The organism is Actinomadura rugatobispora, from assembly GCF_042656285.1.
Lineage (GTDB): Bacteria > Actinomycetota > Actinomycetes > Streptosporangiales > Streptosporangiaceae > Spirillospora > Spirillospora rugatobispora.
Genome location: NZ_JBHSON010000046.1, coordinates 1 through 13,450, shown reverse-complemented (window position 1 = coordinate 13,450; position 13,450 = coordinate 1). Strand labels below are relative to the sequence as shown.

Annotated in this window: 14 protein-coding genes and 2 pseudogenes; 6 read left to right on the top strand and 10 right to left on the bottom strand. The window is 71.9% G+C overall.

Features of this window, described 5'->3' with window-relative positions:
• Positions 1 to 39: 39 nt before the first annotated feature.
• Together ACFPZN_RS29595 and ACFPZN_RS29590 are read right to left on the bottom strand one after the other, a co-directional pair.
• Entirely contained in the window at positions 40 to 876 is an 837-nt protein-coding gene (locus tag ACFPZN_RS29595) for a mycofactocin-coupled SDR family oxidoreductase (protein WP_378285523.1), read from the bottom strand.
• Positions 877 to 888: 12 nt separating this feature from the next.
• Complete coding sequence (locus tag ACFPZN_RS29590) at positions 889 to 1,086, bottom strand: ferredoxin (RefSeq protein ID WP_378285522.1); 198 nt, start codon at positions 1,084 to 1,086, stop codon at positions 889 to 891.
• A 128-nt stretch (positions 1,087 to 1,214) separates the two neighbouring features.
• Between ACFPZN_RS29590 and ACFPZN_RS29585 the strand changes: the two genes are divergently transcribed.
• The 3 genes from ACFPZN_RS29585 (at position 1,215) to ACFPZN_RS29575 (ending at position 4,507) form a co-directional block, all read left to right on the top strand.
• On the top strand, positions 1,215 to 1,889 hold the full coding sequence (locus ACFPZN_RS29585) for a TetR family transcriptional regulator (RefSeq protein WP_378285521.1): 675 nt from the start codon (positions 1,215 to 1,217) through the stop codon (positions 1,887 to 1,889).
• 115 nt (positions 1,890 to 2,004) lie between these two features.
• Complete coding sequence (locus ACFPZN_RS29580) at positions 2,005 to 4,158, top strand: hypothetical protein (RefSeq protein WP_378285520.1); 2,154 nt, start codon at positions 2,005 to 2,007, stop codon at positions 4,156 to 4,158.
• Between the two features lie 13 nt (positions 4,159 to 4,171).
• Positions 4,172 to 4,507, top strand: a complete 336-nt coding sequence (locus tag ACFPZN_RS29575; protein WP_378285519.1) for a hypothetical protein — start codon at positions 4,172 to 4,174, stop codon at positions 4,505 to 4,507.
• Here ACFPZN_RS29575 and ACFPZN_RS29570 read toward each other — a convergent pair.
• Entirely contained in the window at positions 4,436 to 5,335 is a 900-nt protein-coding gene (locus ACFPZN_RS29570) for a helix-turn-helix domain-containing protein (protein WP_378285518.1), read from the bottom strand. The genes ACFPZN_RS29575 and ACFPZN_RS29570 overlap by 72 nt on opposite strands.
• 160 nt (positions 5,336 to 5,495) lie before the next feature.
• On the opposite strand from ACFPZN_RS29570, the gene ACFPZN_RS29565 reads away from it, so the two are divergent.
• Positions 5,496 to 6,308, top strand: coding sequence for an LLM class F420-dependent oxidoreductase (locus ACFPZN_RS29565; RefSeq protein ID WP_378285517.1), 813 nt, complete (start codon positions 5,496 to 5,498; stop codon positions 6,306 to 6,308).
• Between the two features lie 10 nt (positions 6,309 to 6,318).
• Here ACFPZN_RS29565 and ACFPZN_RS29560 read toward each other — a convergent pair whose 3' ends face one another.
• Positions 6,319 to 7,056 (bottom strand): SDR family NAD(P)-dependent oxidoreductase, encoded by a 738-nt coding sequence (locus ACFPZN_RS29560; RefSeq protein WP_378285516.1) that lies wholly within the window; start codon positions 7,054 to 7,056, stop codon positions 6,319 to 6,321.
• 118 nt (positions 7,057 to 7,174) lie between these two features.
• Here ACFPZN_RS29560 and ACFPZN_RS29555 point away from each other — a divergent pair, with 118 nt between their 5' ends.
• Entirely contained in the window at positions 7,175 to 7,813 is a 639-nt protein-coding gene (locus ACFPZN_RS29555; protein ID WP_378285515.1) for a TetR/AcrR family transcriptional regulator, read from the top strand.
• Between the two features lie 26 nt (positions 7,814 to 7,839).
• Here the strand turns inward: ACFPZN_RS29555 and ACFPZN_RS29550 are convergent, their stop codons facing one another.
• Both ACFPZN_RS29550 and ACFPZN_RS29545 read right to left on the bottom strand, forming a co-directional pair.
• Positions 7,840 to 8,319: a DinB family protein gene (locus ACFPZN_RS29550; RefSeq protein ID WP_378285514.1), complete on the bottom strand. Its 480-nt coding sequence runs from the start codon at positions 8,317 to 8,319 to the stop codon at positions 7,840 to 7,842.
• A gap of 5 nt (positions 8,320 to 8,324) precedes the next feature.
• Positions 8,325 to 8,957, bottom strand: coding sequence for a class I SAM-dependent methyltransferase (locus ACFPZN_RS29545; RefSeq protein ID WP_378285513.1), 633 nt, complete (start codon positions 8,955 to 8,957; stop codon positions 8,325 to 8,327).
• 93 nt (positions 8,958 to 9,050) lie between these two features.
• Here ACFPZN_RS29545 and ACFPZN_RS29540 point away from each other — a divergent pair, with 93 nt between their 5' ends.
• Positions 9,051 to 9,638, top strand: a complete 588-nt coding sequence (locus tag ACFPZN_RS29540; RefSeq protein ID WP_378285512.1) for a helix-turn-helix domain-containing protein — start codon at positions 9,051 to 9,053, stop codon at positions 9,636 to 9,638.
• A gap of 1,080 nt (positions 9,639 to 10,718) precedes the next feature.
• Here ACFPZN_RS29540 and ACFPZN_RS56810 read toward each other — a convergent pair.
• The 4 genes and pseudogenes from ACFPZN_RS56810 to ACFPZN_RS29520 form a co-directional block, all read right to left on the bottom strand.
• A pseudogene (locus ACFPZN_RS56810) lies at positions 10,719 to 11,459 on the bottom strand (TPR repeat domain-containing protein); the annotation flags it as partial.
• 646 nt (positions 11,460 to 12,105) lie between these two features.
• On the bottom strand, positions 12,106 to 12,447 hold the full coding sequence (locus ACFPZN_RS29530) for a hypothetical protein (RefSeq protein ID WP_378285511.1): 342 nt from the start codon (positions 12,445 to 12,447) through the stop codon (positions 12,106 to 12,108).
• Positions 12,448 to 12,687: 240 nt separating this feature from the next.
• Positions 12,688 to 13,239 (bottom strand): hypothetical protein, encoded by a 552-nt coding sequence (locus tag ACFPZN_RS29525; RefSeq protein WP_378285510.1) that lies wholly within the window; start codon positions 13,237 to 13,239, stop codon positions 12,688 to 12,690.
• 40 nt (positions 13,240 to 13,279) lie between these two features.
• Positions 13,280 to 13,450, bottom strand: a pseudogene (locus tag ACFPZN_RS29520) (lysine 2,3-aminomutase); the annotation flags it as partial.

Below are 13,450 nucleotides of genomic sequence, written 5' to 3'. Positions count from 1 at the left end.
GAACGTTCCCTTCGTGGGAGGGCCGGGACGCGCGGACGCTCACCTGAGCAGGCTTCCCGCGTCGACCGGCAGGGTCGCCCCGGTGACGTAGCGGCCGTCCTCGGAGACCAGGTACAGCACCGCTCTGCTGATGTCCTCCGGCTCCACCCACGGCACCGGGAGGACGTGCTTCTCCTGCGAGATCGGCGCGAAGTCCTCGGCGGTGGGGTTCTCCAGGTCCGGCCGGAAGGCCCGATACGTCCAGTCGTTCATCAGCATCGGCGTGTTGACCTGGGTGGGGTGGACGGTGTTGACCCGGATGCTGTGCTGCCCGAGCTCCAGGGCCAGCGTCCGCATCAGTCCCACGACGCCGTGCTTCGCCGCGATGTAGTGGCCGATGTGCTGGGACCCGCGCAGACCGCCGACCGAACTGGTCAGCACGATCGCTCCGCCGCGGCCGCCCTCGATGATGTGCGGGATCGCGGCCTTGGCGCTGTGCCACACCCCGGTGAGGTTGATGTCGATGGTGTCCTGCCAGACCTCCTCCTTCATCGACTGCATGAGGTCGCCGGTGGCGCCGATGCCGGCGTTGGCCACGACGATGTCCAGGCGCCCGAGTTGCGCGACGCCTTCGTCCACGGCGGCCTTCAGCGCCTCGTGATCCCGCACGTCGGCCTGCGCGGCGACGATCCGGCGGCCCTCCTTCTCGACCAGCGCGACGGTCTCGGCCAGATCGTCCGGTGTGGGCATGGGGAACAGGACGCCCTCGACCTGCCGGCAGATGTCGACCGCGATGATGTCCGCGCCCTCCCGTGCCAGGTGCACCGCGTGGCTGCGGCCTTGGCCGCGCGCCGCCCCGGTGATGAAGGCGACCTTGTCTTGGACTCGTCCAGGCATCACTACCTCGTCTCAGTCGTCGCTGACCGCGATCGCCGCGGCGGGACACAGGGCTTCGGCCTCCCGGACGGCCTGCCATCGCGACCGCGGCGGCCTGCGGTCCAGGACCTCGACGAGACCGTCGGCCTCGCGCTGGTCGAACACCCCGGGGGCGGCCAGCGCGCACTGGCCGGCGCCGACGCATCTCTCCCGGTCGGCCTCGATGTCCACGGCGGTGCTCCTCGGCCCTAGATTTAAGAAGGTCTTCTTACTTGTACCATGGAGATCTCGTCAGAGGAATGTCTGAGAAGATGCGAAGTCAGCCGGGACCGCCGCGCGGACGACAGGAAGACGATCACATGGACGCCACGACTCCGCAGCGCCCGCGCGCCGCGCGCAGGCCGGCCGCCACGCGGCGGGAGCAGGCCGACGCCACGCGCGTGCTGCTGCTGCGCACGGCCGAACGGCTCTACGCCGAGCACGGCCTCGCGGAGGTCTCCAACCGCCAGATCGTCGAAGCGGCGGGCCAGGGCAACAACTCGGCCCTGGCCTACTACTTCGGCTCGCGCGCCGACCTCATCCGCGCCATCGCGCGTTTCCACGGCGAACCCATCGCGCGCCGCATCCAGGAGCTGGCCCGGGAGGCGCGCGACTCCGACGATCCCCGCGACCACATCGCCAGCCTGGCGCTGCCCTACACCGAGCACCTCGCCGAACTCGGCCACCCGACCTGGTACGCGCGCTTCACCGCCCAGGTCTGCGCCGACCCGACCCTGGGCCCCGAAGAGCTCGCCGCGCCCCTGCAGGCTCCGCTGTTCCGGAAGGCGATCGTCGCGGTCCGGTCGCAGGCGCCCGGGCTTTCACCGAAGGTGGCGGCGCTGCGCAGCCAGAGCATGCGGCTCGTGGTCATCCACACCTGCGCCGAGCAGGAGCGCGCGGCGGCCTACACGGGCCGGCCCGCGGACTGGACGATGGTGGGCGAAGCCCTCGTCGACATGATCACCGGCATGCTCCTCGCCTCGCCGCAGAGTTGATCGCCGAGTACAACGCCGTTCCCGGCCGGGCCCGGCCATTTCCGTCGCGCGTCTGTGTCCGGGAAGGCGGATGGCCGATCCTTGGAGCGGGGGCACGGGCGGAGACGGGGAGCCGATGCGCGGCGGAGTGCGGGTCGACGGCGACGTCGGCGGCCAGATGGTCGTCGGCGACCGCAACGTGGTGATCAACGCGACCGGCTCCTCGGTGTCGGTCGGCACCGGAGCGGCGCCGCGGATGCGCGCACGGAAAAGGCCCGCCCGTTCGGAGAAACCCGATCCCGCCGGCCCGCTCGTCGGCCGCGAGGAAGAACTGGCCGACGTGGCTCGGTGGCTGCGACAGAAGCGGCCGGTGGTGGTGCACGGCTCGCGGGGGGCGGGCAAATCGGCGCTGCTGTGCCGGGTCGCGGCGGACTGGGACGGCGACGTGGTCTTCCTGGCCGCGGCCGGACAGCCGGTCGAGGACGTCCTGCAGCGGCTCTTCGAGACCTGCTACGACGTGGAGGACTACCGGCCCACCCCCGCCCGCCTCGGAGAGCTGATGGCCCCGATCCGGGCGCTCTTCGTCATCGACGACTTCCCGGGCCGTGCCGACGACCTCACGAACCTGATCCAGGCCGTCCCGGCCGGCAGCCTGCTGGTCGGGACGACCGCCCCCCTCGGGGACGGCGCGGCGCAGCGACTGGAGCTGGGCGGGCTCGCGGAAGAAGAGGCACTGGGGCTGGTCACGGCGAAACTCGGCCGCGACCTGGACGACGAGGAGTTCGACGGCGTCCGCTGCGTGTACGAGGCCTGCCACGGGCAACCCGGAACCATGCTGCAGGCCGCGGCGGCGATCGAGGAGGGACGGGGCGCCTCCCTCGGCACCGACCTCGCCTTCCTCAGAGAGGCCCTGGTCGCGGGGCTGAACGCGCAGGCCCGCGCCGCCTTGGACGTGCTGCGCGCCCTGCCCGGCCTGCCGGTTCCGTCCGGCCTGCTCACCGCGCTGGCAGGCGACGATGCCGATGTCGCCGAACTGGAGCGGGTCGGCCTGGCCGTGGCCGGGGCAGGCGGCCACGTCCTCGCGGCCGGCGCGGAAGGCGAGGCCGATCCGGCCGATTACGCCGAGGCCCTCGATGCCTGGGCGCGCACGGCCACGCCACGCGAGGTGGCTTCCGCGGGACCCATCGTGCTGGCGGTCCTGACCGCCGCCGCCGACCGCGGCGATCACGAGCGGGCCTGCCGGCTCGCCCGGACCACCGCGCCCGCGTTCGGCCGCGCGCTCCGATGGGGCGTCTGGCGCCAGGTGCTCAAGCTCGGCCACCAGTCCGCCCGGCGCTCGGACTCGGCGGAGGACGCGGCGTACTTCGAGCAAGAGGACCGCGTGCGGCGGCGCGCGCTCGGCATGCTGGCGGGCCTGGCGGCGGCCGGCGGCGCTGCGGGCGGAACCGCGCTCGCCGTGCACGCGACCGCCGCGACGGGCGCCAAGGCGTCCGGCGCGGCCGTGCTGGCGCATCCCGCCGTCATCGTGGTGGTGGTCACGGTGGTGGCGACCGCGGGGGTCGCCGGCGTGGTCGCCGTGCGCGGCGGGGGACGTCCGGTGTCGGCGCCCGCCCCGGCGGCCGTGCCGTCCGGCGTCCCGACCCGCGTCGTCTCCACCCGGCCTCCCCCGTCCCCGTCCACGTCCGAGTCACGGTCCCGGACCCCGGAGCCGCAGGGGCAGATGAAGGTCGTCGCGGAGCCGTCGACCGTCGAACCGGGGGACATGCTCACGATCACCGCGACGGGGTTCAAGCCGCGCCAGCCGATCCACTTCATGGGGCTCGACGAACTGGACGGCGGCTCCGGCGGGATCCGGCACGCGACGACCGACGGCCAGGGGCGGGCCGAGAAGGTGATCAAGGTGCACGCCCCGTCCGACGGCCGCTACCGCGTCTACGTGTACGACGTGCTGTCCCACCTGACGCCCGACGACTGGGTGGAGGTGAAGGGCCCCGGACGCGGCACGGGCAGGGAAGGCGTCGAATCGACGCCCCCGCTCACCCCGCCCGACATCTCGTTCAACCCCCCGGCTCCCGAAGCGGACCAGACCTTCACTGTGATCGCCATCGGCTTCCGCCCGCGCGAGTCGGTGCGCGTCACCGGCCTGGGGGCCGACGGAGTCTACGTCGCCACAGACGACGGCCGGGTCGAGGCTCCGGGCCACGTCCCGTCCGGACCGGGGCAGTACGACGTCACCGCGGTCGGCCTCCAGTCCGACCGCAAGGCCCACGAGCGTTTGACCATCGACTGAGGAAAGGCCGGCCATGGCAGAACGCGACGACTACGACGTGCACATCGGCGGCTCCGTGTCGGGCCAACTCGCGATCGGGCCGAACAACACCCAGATCTCCGAGACCACGATCGACGTGCCCGCCCTCACGAACTTCACCGAAGCGGTCGCGCAGGCACTGCCGACGCTCGGGCTGACCGAGGAGGACGGCGAACGGGCGCGGCGGCTCATCGAGGAGATCGCCGAAACCACCCGCCGGCCGCGACCCGACCACGCCAGGCTCCGCGCCCTCGGGCTCTCACTCCGGACGATCCTCGAAAGCGCCGCGGGCAGCGCCCTGATTCCCGTACTCCAGGCCCTCTGGCCCTGACCACCGGCGGTCCGTGTCCGACCCCCAGCTGCCCAGCAGCCGCAGGTTCTCCGCCGTGGCGGTGCCCGGCCGGGCGTGGAAGACGGTCAGGCACTGATCGGGCTCGTCGGGCAGCCGGAACGACTCGAACGAAAGCGTGAGCGCGCCCGCGACCGGATGATCCAGCCGATCGGTCCCGTGGCTCCTCTCCTTGACGTCATGCCGGGCCCACAGGCGACGGAACTCCTCGCTCTTCACCGACAGCTCGTCCACGAGCGCCGGCAACCCCGGCCGTCGGCCCGCCTCCAGGCGCAGTGCACCGACGACCTCGGCCGCCTTGGACTCCCAGTCCACGAAGAGCCTGCGGGACTCGGGCCGCAGGAACACCATCCGCGCCAGGTTGCGCTCCTCGGCCGGCCATCGGTCCCAGTCGCCGAACAAGGCCGTCGCCAGCGGGTTCCAGGCCAGGATGTCCGAACACCGTCCCGTCAGGTACGCGGGCACCCCGTTCATCGAGGCCAGCAGATCCCGCAACGCGCTCCGCACCCGCTCCTGCCGCGGCGCGGATCTCCTGCGGGCCCCGGCCAGGTGTTCGAGGTGCTCGTACTCGTTGGCCGTCAGCCGCAGGGCACGCGCGAGCGCGTCCAGCACCTCGGCTGAAACGTTGTGGCCTTTGCCCTGTTCGAGCCGGGTGAGGTAGGCGACCGACACGCCCGCGAGCCCGGCCAGCTCCTCCCGGCGCAGCCCCGGCACCCGCCGGTGCCGCCCGGAGGCGGGCAGCCCCACGTCCTCCGGCCTCAGCCGTCCCCGGCGGCTGCGCAGGAACTCTCCGAGCTGCCGATCGTCCATACCGCCCATTATCGGCGGTCGTCAGCATACCAGTGCGTACCAGCCTGACCCTGGGAGTAGTAGGACCACTCGTCGTACACGCAAACGGGCTCTGGGAGACCCCGTCCGGCTCGGGCAGTCTCGGAACCCCGTAGCGAAAGGTGTCGAGATGAGATTCGGCGTGAGCACGTTCTTGACCGACGAGGGTCTCCAGCCGGCCGAACTGGCCCGGGCCGTGGAGGAACGCGGCCTGGATTCGCTCTTCGTGGCCGAGCACACCCACATCCCGGTGGACGAGCAGCCCCCGGACCCCAGCGGCGACCTCCCCGCCCGCGACTACTACCGGTCCTTGGACCCCTTCGTGGCGCTGGCGGCCGCCGCGACCGCGACCGAGCGCCTCCTCCTGGGCACCGGGATCGCCCTGGCCGTCCAGCGGGACCCGATCACGCTCGCCAAGCAGGCGGCGAGCCTGGACCACCTCTCCGGAGGCCGCTTCGAGCTCGCGGTCGGCGCCGGCTGGAACCGCCAGGAGATGCGCAACCACGGCACCGACCCCAGGACGCGCATGGCCCTGATGCGCGAGCGGATGCTCGCGGTGAAGGAGATCTGGACCAAGGAACGGGCCGAATTCCACGGCGAGTTCGTCGACTTCGGCCCGATCTTCTCCTGGCCGAAGCCGGTGCGGTCGTCGATCCTGATCGGCGGCAACGGCCCCACCGTCCTCGACCGCGTTCTCGAGTACGGCGACGGATGGGCCCCCAACCTCGTCGGCACCCCCGAGGACCTGGTGGCCCAAGTGGCGAACCTGCGACACCGAGCCGCAAGACCGATCCCGGTCACCTTGATCGGAGCCCCACTGGACGAGCGCGCCCTCACAACTCTCGCCGAGGGCGGCATCGACCATTTCGCCTTCTTCCGGGACGCCGGGGCCCCAGAAAAGGAGGCGCTCCTCTTCCTGGACGAACTGGCGGCACTGGCCGAGAAGCACCGCTGAACGTGTTCGGCTACTGGGTCTGGTCGGTCGGACGGATGAGGATCTCGTTGACCGCGACGTGCTCCGGCTGGGTGACCGCGTAGACGACGGCGTTGGCGATGTCCTCGGGCTGCAGGGTGCGCATGGAGGCGGCCATCTTCCGCGCGGCGGCCTGGATCGCGGGGTCGGTGATGTGGCCGGCCAGCTCGGTGGCGACGAAGCCGGGCTCGACGACCACGACACGCACGCCCCGGGTGGTGACCTCCTGCCGCAGCGACTCGGAGAACGCGGTGATGCCGAACTTCGTCGCCGCGTAGACGCCGCTGCTGGCCGTCGCGATGCGTCCCGAGGTCGACGAGACCTGCACGACGATGCCCTTGCTCTCCAGCAGGTGCGGCAACGCCGCGTGGACCGCGTACATCGACCCGAGCAGGTTGGTTTCGACCATGCGCGTCCATTCCGTGGTGTCGGCGCCCGCGATCGGGCCGCTGAGCATCACCCCGGCGTTGTTCACCAGGACGTCCAGGGCGCCGAAGTGCTCGACGGTCTTGGCGGCCGCGGCCCGCACCGACTCCTGGTCGGTCACGTCCAGTTCGAGGGCCAGGACCTCGCCGGGCGCCTTGCGCGCCAGGGACTCCAGCCGGTCGGCGCGCCGGGCCCCGACCGCGACACGGGCCCCCTCCGCCGAGAGGGCCAGAGCAGTGGCCTCGCCAATCCCCGACGACGCTCCCGTCACAAGGACGACCTTTCCTTCCACCATGGCGTTCATCTGCTTCCCTCCGCTCACAGGTGCCCGGCCCGGTAAACGGACCGGGCGGTCACTTTAGCCTAGCAGTGAAACGGACCGCCTGGTCACCTTAGGTACGCTGAGGGGGGAGGAGAGGCGCATGACTGGAACGACGCCGGCCGGCCCATCGCGCAGCGACGCGGTCCGCAACCGCCGGCTGCTGCTGGACGCCGCGGCCAGAACGTTCGCCGAGCGCGGAGTCGAGGTGTCCATCGGCGAGATCGCGCAGTGCGCCGGAGTAGGCAAGGGCACGGTCTTCCGCCACTTCTCATCCAAGGGGGAACTGCTGGCGGCGATCATGCTCGGCATGCTCGACGAGCTCGCGGACATCGGCACCGCACTGCTCACGGCGGACGATCCCGGCCTCGCGCTGCGGGAGTTCATGGCCGCCGGAGTGGAGACCTTCGTCAAGGACCGGGCGTTCTGCGAGGTCGTCGGACGCCCGTCCCTGCAGCACCAGCAGGTGCGCGACGCGATCGATCGCCTGTGCGACGTCGCGGAGGAGCTCACCGAGCGCGCCCGCCGGCAGGGCATCGTCCGCCCGGACATCACCGGCACCGACGTGATGCTCCTGCTGAGTGGCATCCAGCACACGGCCGCGCCGCTGCTCACTACCGACCCGCAGGCCTGGCGCCGCTACCTCGAACTGGCCCTCGACGGCATCACCGCCTCGACGGGCCGAACCCTCCCGCACCCGCCCCCGCACCACCTGCCACTGACCCCCGATCAAGAACCCTGATCCCGGCGACCCGCGGCCGTCCGAACTCAGCGGCCGGTGGATCCGTCGATCTGCTCGCGGAGGATGTCGGCGTGGCCGGCGTGCCGTCCGGTCTCTTCGATCATGTGCACCAGGACCCAGCGCATCGATGGCGCGGGCCCTGGACGCGGCGGGCGCGGGGCGGGAAGTGCCAGATCCGGGCACGCGTCGATGACCCGGTTCGCTCGCTCGACGGTCCTGCGGTAGTCGGCGAGCACGCCGTCGACGGTGTCCTCCGCGGACGGCCGCATGGTCGCGCGCCAGTCGCCCGCGTCCTCACCGAGGAAGTAGAACCGTTCGACGAACGCCAGATGCTTGAGCAGCCCGAGAAGGCTGGTGCCCGAGGGCACTCCGCCCGTTCGGACCTGCGGTTCCGGCACGCCCGCGACCTTGTTCGCGACCGCGTCCCGCAGCTGGTCGAGGAAGCCCCGCAGGGTGGCCTTCTCACTGGCGCCGGTCCGCGGCGGCGTGGCGTCCTTGGCCCGCATCGGGGTCACTCCGTTCCGGTTCGCTGGACGAGCAGGATGTTGTCGATGACGGTGGCGGTCTCACCCGCGGGTCCGGTGGCCGGGCGACGGGGCATGTCGGCGCGCAGCACGGACCAGTGCGCGGCGTCCAGATCGAGTTCGGCGGCGACCTCGGCGGGAGTGGGGAAGTGGATGCCGGGGTCCTGGTTCCACGACCAGGGCGCGGTGGAGCCGTGGTCGACGATCAGCAGCAGGCCGCCGGGGCGCAGGGCCCGCGCGGCGGTCCGCAGGACCTGGCCGCGGAGCAGCGGGAACGGGGAGTGGAAGTACTGGGCGGAGACGAGATCGAACCCCCCGGCCGGGAAGCTCGTGGCCAGATCGTGCTGTTCGGCGGCGACCCTCCCCGCGAGACCGAGCTCGCGAGCGCGTTCCCGCACCCGTTCGACGGCAGTGGTGGAGATGTCCACGGCGGTGACGTGCCAGCCCCGCCGGGCGAGCCATACGGCGTCGCCACCGGCGCCGCAGCCCAGATCCAGAGCCGCACCGCTGTTCAGCGGTGCGGCGATCTCCGCGAGCACCGGGTTGACGCGCGCGTCCCAGGCGCGCCGGGCGCGGTAGTGCCGCTCCCAGAACGCCTCGGCGTCCGCGGTGGAATCCATGCGAGTCTGCCCTTCGACGGCGGTGATGTACCGGCAGCATCACCACCGCCGTTCCCCCTTGCAAGAAAAGTTGCGGATCCGCATCATCGGCACATGGACAACCCCGCGGAAGACGTTCTGGCCGGAGTCGGGCCGCGTCTACGTGCCCTGCGCCGGGCGCGGAACGCCACGCTGGCGGCGCTGGCAGACGAAACCGGCCTCACGGCGAGCACCCTGTCCCGTCTCGAGAACGGCAGGCTCCGCCCCACGCTGGAGCAGCTGCTGCCGCTGGCCCGGGCGCACGGCGTCCCGCTCGACGATCTCGTCGCGGCCCCGCCCACCGGAGACCCGCGCATCCACCTGCGGCCAGTGCGCCGATCCGGCCTGGTGATCATCCCCCTGACCAGGCGGCCCGGCGGCGTCCAGGCCTACAAGGTGATCTATCCGCCCGCCGGGCGGGCGCCCGCGACGACCCCGCAGACCCACGAGGGCTACGAGTGGTTCTACGTCCTCAACGGACAGGTCAGGTTCGTGCTCGGCGAGCAGGAGTTCTTACTCGGCGTCGGCGAGGCCGCGGAGTTCGACACCCGCATACCGCACCGGATCGGCAGCGCCGACAGCCGGCCCGCGGAGGTCCTCACCCTGTTCGGCCCGCAAGGAGAACGCGCCCACCTGGAGCCCGCACATCCGCCGCGCACCTGACCAGTTGCTGGCCCGGGGTGGTGTCCCTGGTGTTCAGAACCACCGCCTCCAGTACTCCGACGTCTCACCGTTGCGGACGTACAGCTTGTAGTGGTCGGGACTGCTGGCGGCGTGGGTGCTGAAGACGTCCGCGTACTCGCGTTCCTGCACCTCCAGCAGGTCCCGGAACCCCGGGAACGGCTGCTCCAGCAGCCGGCGCGCGGCGTCCTCGGCCTGGTCGCGCTCGCTGCCCGGGACCTCGTCGAGCCGCCTGATCGGGGATCGCTCCTCGCCGGTGCGCAGGACCTGCGGGACCTCGTCCATCGGGATGCGCCCGTCCCGCACCGCGGCGTGGACGAGCGACAGCATGGTCTGCTGGGAAAGGTCGGTCCGCGAGTACTGGCGCTCCGCGTTCGGAAGCTGGAGCACCACGTCCGGCACGCTCGAGCCGGCCCGCGCGTCGAAGCGGTACGCCTCGTTGCTCACACCGATGACGGCCTTGCCGAGGGCGCTCCACGGGCCGAAGTTGCCGATGGTCTCCTTGAGCACCCCGGAGACCAAGGTCTGGCCGTTCAACTCCCTGAACGCGGCGTCGGCCGCGGCGTCGTGCGCGTTGCCGGTGCGGTCCATCGCCTCGTTCAGCAGTCCCGCGTCGAGGTAGGCGCGCAGCCTCGCGTTCGCGGCGCCGAACTCCGACGCCGCGTTCTCCCGGGGAACGCCCGCGTAGGCGAGCAGGTTGTTGTGCTCGAAGGTCTCCACGGCCGCGGACAGGTGGGTGGCCGCGCCCGCGTCCCCGGCGACCAGTTCGAAGAAGCGGGCGCGGGCGTCGTAGGCGACCTCCAGGTCGCCGCCGGCGAACGAGGTCGTCTCCGCGTCGTCCTGGAGGGCGGCGAAGTCGTCGAGGTAGGCGACGGCGATGTTGCCGAGGCCGCGGGACAGCTCCGGGTTGATCATGCCCATGGAGTCGAGGCCGGCGTTCGTGTCGGTGAGGGCGGCGTAGAGCCCGCCGTCGCCGATGCCGGTGACGGTGTTGATGAGCGCCGCGGTGGCCTCCCCGGCGAGCCTCTCGTCCACGCCGTCCTCGTAGATCCAGTCGGTGAGCCGCGCGGCCATGGCGCCGTCGTCGGCCCAGTCGTGGGTGAAGAGCGACCGCAGCAGCTCGGGCGTCGCGCTGCCGACCTCGCCGGGCTCGAAGTCGCCGGTGAGGATGGCGTGGTTCGCCTCGATGTCGCGGGTGGCGACGCGCAGCATGGTCCGCGCCGAGCCGTCCAGGAGCCGGAACTCCTCGCTCGCCATCTGGTTGGGGTGGGAGGCGATGACCTCGAGGTAGTGCGGCGTGACGGCGATGAGGTTCACGGCGAAGTCGGTGCCTGGGGTGAGGCGGCGGTCGGCGTGCCCCAGCAGGTCGGCGAGCGCCGCGTAGTCGCGGCCCCACGCATCGGTCGGCGTCTGCGCGGGGGCGTCGTTCACGAAGTCGCCGTTGAACAGGCCCCGCACGGCCTGGGGGAGGCGGTCGAACCCGCCGCCGAGCCTGCCGTTGGACAGGACCAGCAGGCCGCCGCCCAGCGCCCGGAGCGTGTCCCCTTGCAGCAGGGCCCGGTCGCCCAGCCCCATGTCGTCGTTGGCGTAGGCGTCCATCACCATGAGGTCGCCGCCCAGCTCGCCGTAGAAGGACTCCAGGTACTCGATGACCTCCGGATCGACGCGCTCGCCGTCACCCGCACGCCCGATGCCCTGCCGGACGGCCGCGTTGAGCGCCGCGATGATCGCGGCGTAGCCGGCGTCGGGCTCCAGGTCGCCGTTGAGGTAGTCGCGGAGCGCCTGGGCGTCCAGCCCGGCCATCTCCGGGTTGAGCGGCAGCGGCGCGTCGGCGCCCCGGATGTTGTACGGGGCCCAGCCCAGCACGCCGTGCCTGACCAGGTGCCGCAGGTTCTGGGGCGTCGGCCCCTGCGCGAGCTGCCGCCCGCGCAGCTCCGCCTTCTCCTGGAGTGCGTCCCACGCGGTCTGGGCCTGGCCCGACAGGCCGCGGAGCAGGGACGCCTCCGCGGCGGCCCGGCGGCGGACGAAGTCCTCCGACAGCCTCCGCTCCACCGCGAGGGGATCGACGAGGAGCTCGACCCTGTCCAGGTTCGGGTGCGGCTCCTGCTTCACGACGCCGAAGTCGTCGCCGCGGGCGGTCTCCCACCGGCCGATGAGCTCCCGGCGCCTGCTCTTGAACTCCCGCACGTCACCGGCCCACGCCCTGGTGACGCCGGCGCCGTAGACGGCCGCCTCGACGGCCGACCTCCAGTCCTCGGCGTTGTACTCGTTCTGCTTCCAGATGTCGTGGGCGATCAGGTCGGAGAAGTTCATCGCCGCGCCGTTGAAGGCGCCCTCCAACTCCCCGCTCCGCCCGGTGATCCTTCCCGCGACGTCGTAGAACGCCTCCACCGACAGGTCGATCTGGTCGGGGTCGGCGTCGGTGTCCTGGGGATCGAAGCCGGCCATGTCATTGCCGTCCGAGTTCGTGGTTCAGGTCGCGCAGCAGCAGTCCCCGGACGCCCTGGTAGTCCTCGTCGATCCGCCGGTCGGTCTCGGCGCCCGCGGCACCGGCGCCCTCGACGGCGCCGCTGAGCCCCTCGCCGTGCGCCTGCACTCTGGCGATCTTGGACATCTGCTCCTCGGCGTACGCCAGGTAGCCGTTCTTGACCGGCCACTCCCCGGCGCGCATGAACGCGACATCGATCGTCGACTGGAACATCGTGGCGAGGCCCCGGAACGACAGGGCCAGCATCCCCGCCTCCCGACCGCCGGCCACGGCCTCGTCGGGATTCACCCCGACCTCTGACATGAGCCCTCCCTCAAGCCTGCGAGACGATGCCCGCCTTGCGCGGGCCGTCACGGGTGTCTCTCGATCCGGACGGCCGAGGACCGGGCGGGGGCGGGGGCATTCGACCCCCGCCCGGTGCCTGGATGGGTCCTGGAGCGTCCTCGCCCGGGCGACTCCAGGACCCGCGCCCCGCCCGCGCGCTTTCGGCTCGCGGCTGGGCGTGTCCGGTCTGGCGGAAAGTGCGCGGTCGTCGCCTCGTCATCAGGCCACCATCACCTCGCGCAGCGCCGCCTTCACCTGCACTCCGGCGTCGGCCGGCTTGTCGGCCTCGCACATCCACGAGCCGCCGACCCAACCGAACCACCAGCGGTCGCCGTCGTCGCCGCGGCGGCGACCTTCGATCTCCACCGCACCTGGGCCTGTGCCCTTCGCCACGCGCAGGCACAGCTCATCGACCATCTCGACCATGAACCCCTGACCGCTCAGCAGGCCCGCCAGTGCGGTCACCAGGCGCGCCCCCTCATGGGTCCGCAGGTAGCGGCGCACGCTGCGCAGGGTCGGCGGCGCGCATGTGCCCAAGCCGACGAGCAGTTCAAGCTCGGGCTTCAGGTAGAGCCGCTGCGTCCGCTCGGCGGTCCGCAAGACCGAGAGGAGACCCTCCTCCCCCCACCTCGCCAGCACCCCGGGCTTGAGGCCGGTGATGTCGAACGCCTCGCGCACGGCGATCCACGGGCCGTCGGTGGTGGTCATGCCGTTCACCTCGGCGACTTTGCCGAGCCGCTTGCGGGGGTAGTCCGAGATCGCCAAGGTCATGCCGCTGCCGCCTTTCAAGACTTCTTTCCAGGGGCTCCGGTCAGACGACGGGAAGCCGGGACGCGCCGCTGCCCTCGGTCCTGGGTCCCTGCCAGGGGAAGCGGTCGGCGAAGGCGGGTTTGAGGTCGTCCAGCCAGACCGCCTCGGGGTCGTACTTGGCGAAGAAGGGCTTGCCGACCAGGTCGGAATCGCGGCACTGGATGAAGTGCAG

Bases quoted from the DNA above. Each gene is read 5' to 3' on its own strand.
- ACFPZN_RS29595 (WP_378285523.1), bottom strand. From the start codon at position 876: ATGCCTGGACGAGTCCAAGACAAGGTCGCCTTCATCACCGGGGCGGCG.
- ACFPZN_RS29585 (WP_378285521.1), top strand. From the start codon at position 1,215: ATGGACGCCACGACTCCGCAGCGCCCGCGCGCCGCGCGCAGGCCGGCC.
- ACFPZN_RS29580 (WP_378285520.1), top strand. From the start codon at position 2,005: ATGCGCGGCGGAGTGCGGGTCGACGGCGACGTCGGCGGCCAGATGGTC.
- ACFPZN_RS29575 (WP_378285519.1), top strand. From the start codon at position 4,172: ATGGCAGAACGCGACGACTACGACGTGCACATCGGCGGCTCCGTGTCG.
- ACFPZN_RS29570 (WP_378285518.1), bottom strand. From the start codon at position 5,335: ATGGACGATCGGCAGCTCGGAGAGTTCCTGCGCAGCCGCCGGGGACGG.
- ACFPZN_RS29560 (WP_378285516.1), bottom strand. From the start codon at position 7,056: ATGAACGCCATGGTGGAAGGAAAGGTCGTCCTTGTGACGGGAGCGTCG.
- ACFPZN_RS29555 (WP_378285515.1), top strand. From the start codon at position 7,175: ATGACTGGAACGACGCCGGCCGGCCCATCGCGCAGCGACGCGGTCCGC.
- ACFPZN_RS29550 (WP_378285514.1), bottom strand. From the start codon at position 8,319: ATGCGGGCCAAGGACGCCACGCCGCCGCGGACCGGCGCCAGTGAGAAG.
- ACFPZN_RS29545 (WP_378285513.1), bottom strand. From the start codon at position 8,957: ATGGATTCCACCGCGGACGCCGAGGCGTTCTGGGAGCGGCACTACCGC.
- ACFPZN_RS29540 (WP_378285512.1), top strand. From the start codon at position 9,051: ATGGACAACCCCGCGGAAGACGTTCTGGCCGGAGTCGGGCCGCGTCTA.
- ACFPZN_RS29530 (WP_378285511.1), bottom strand. From the start codon at position 12,447: ATGTCAGAGGTCGGGGTGAATCCCGACGAGGCCGTGGCCGGCGGTCGG.
- ACFPZN_RS29525 (WP_378285510.1), bottom strand. From the start codon at position 13,239: ATGACCTTGGCGATCTCGGACTACCCCCGCAAGCGGCTCGGCAAAGTC.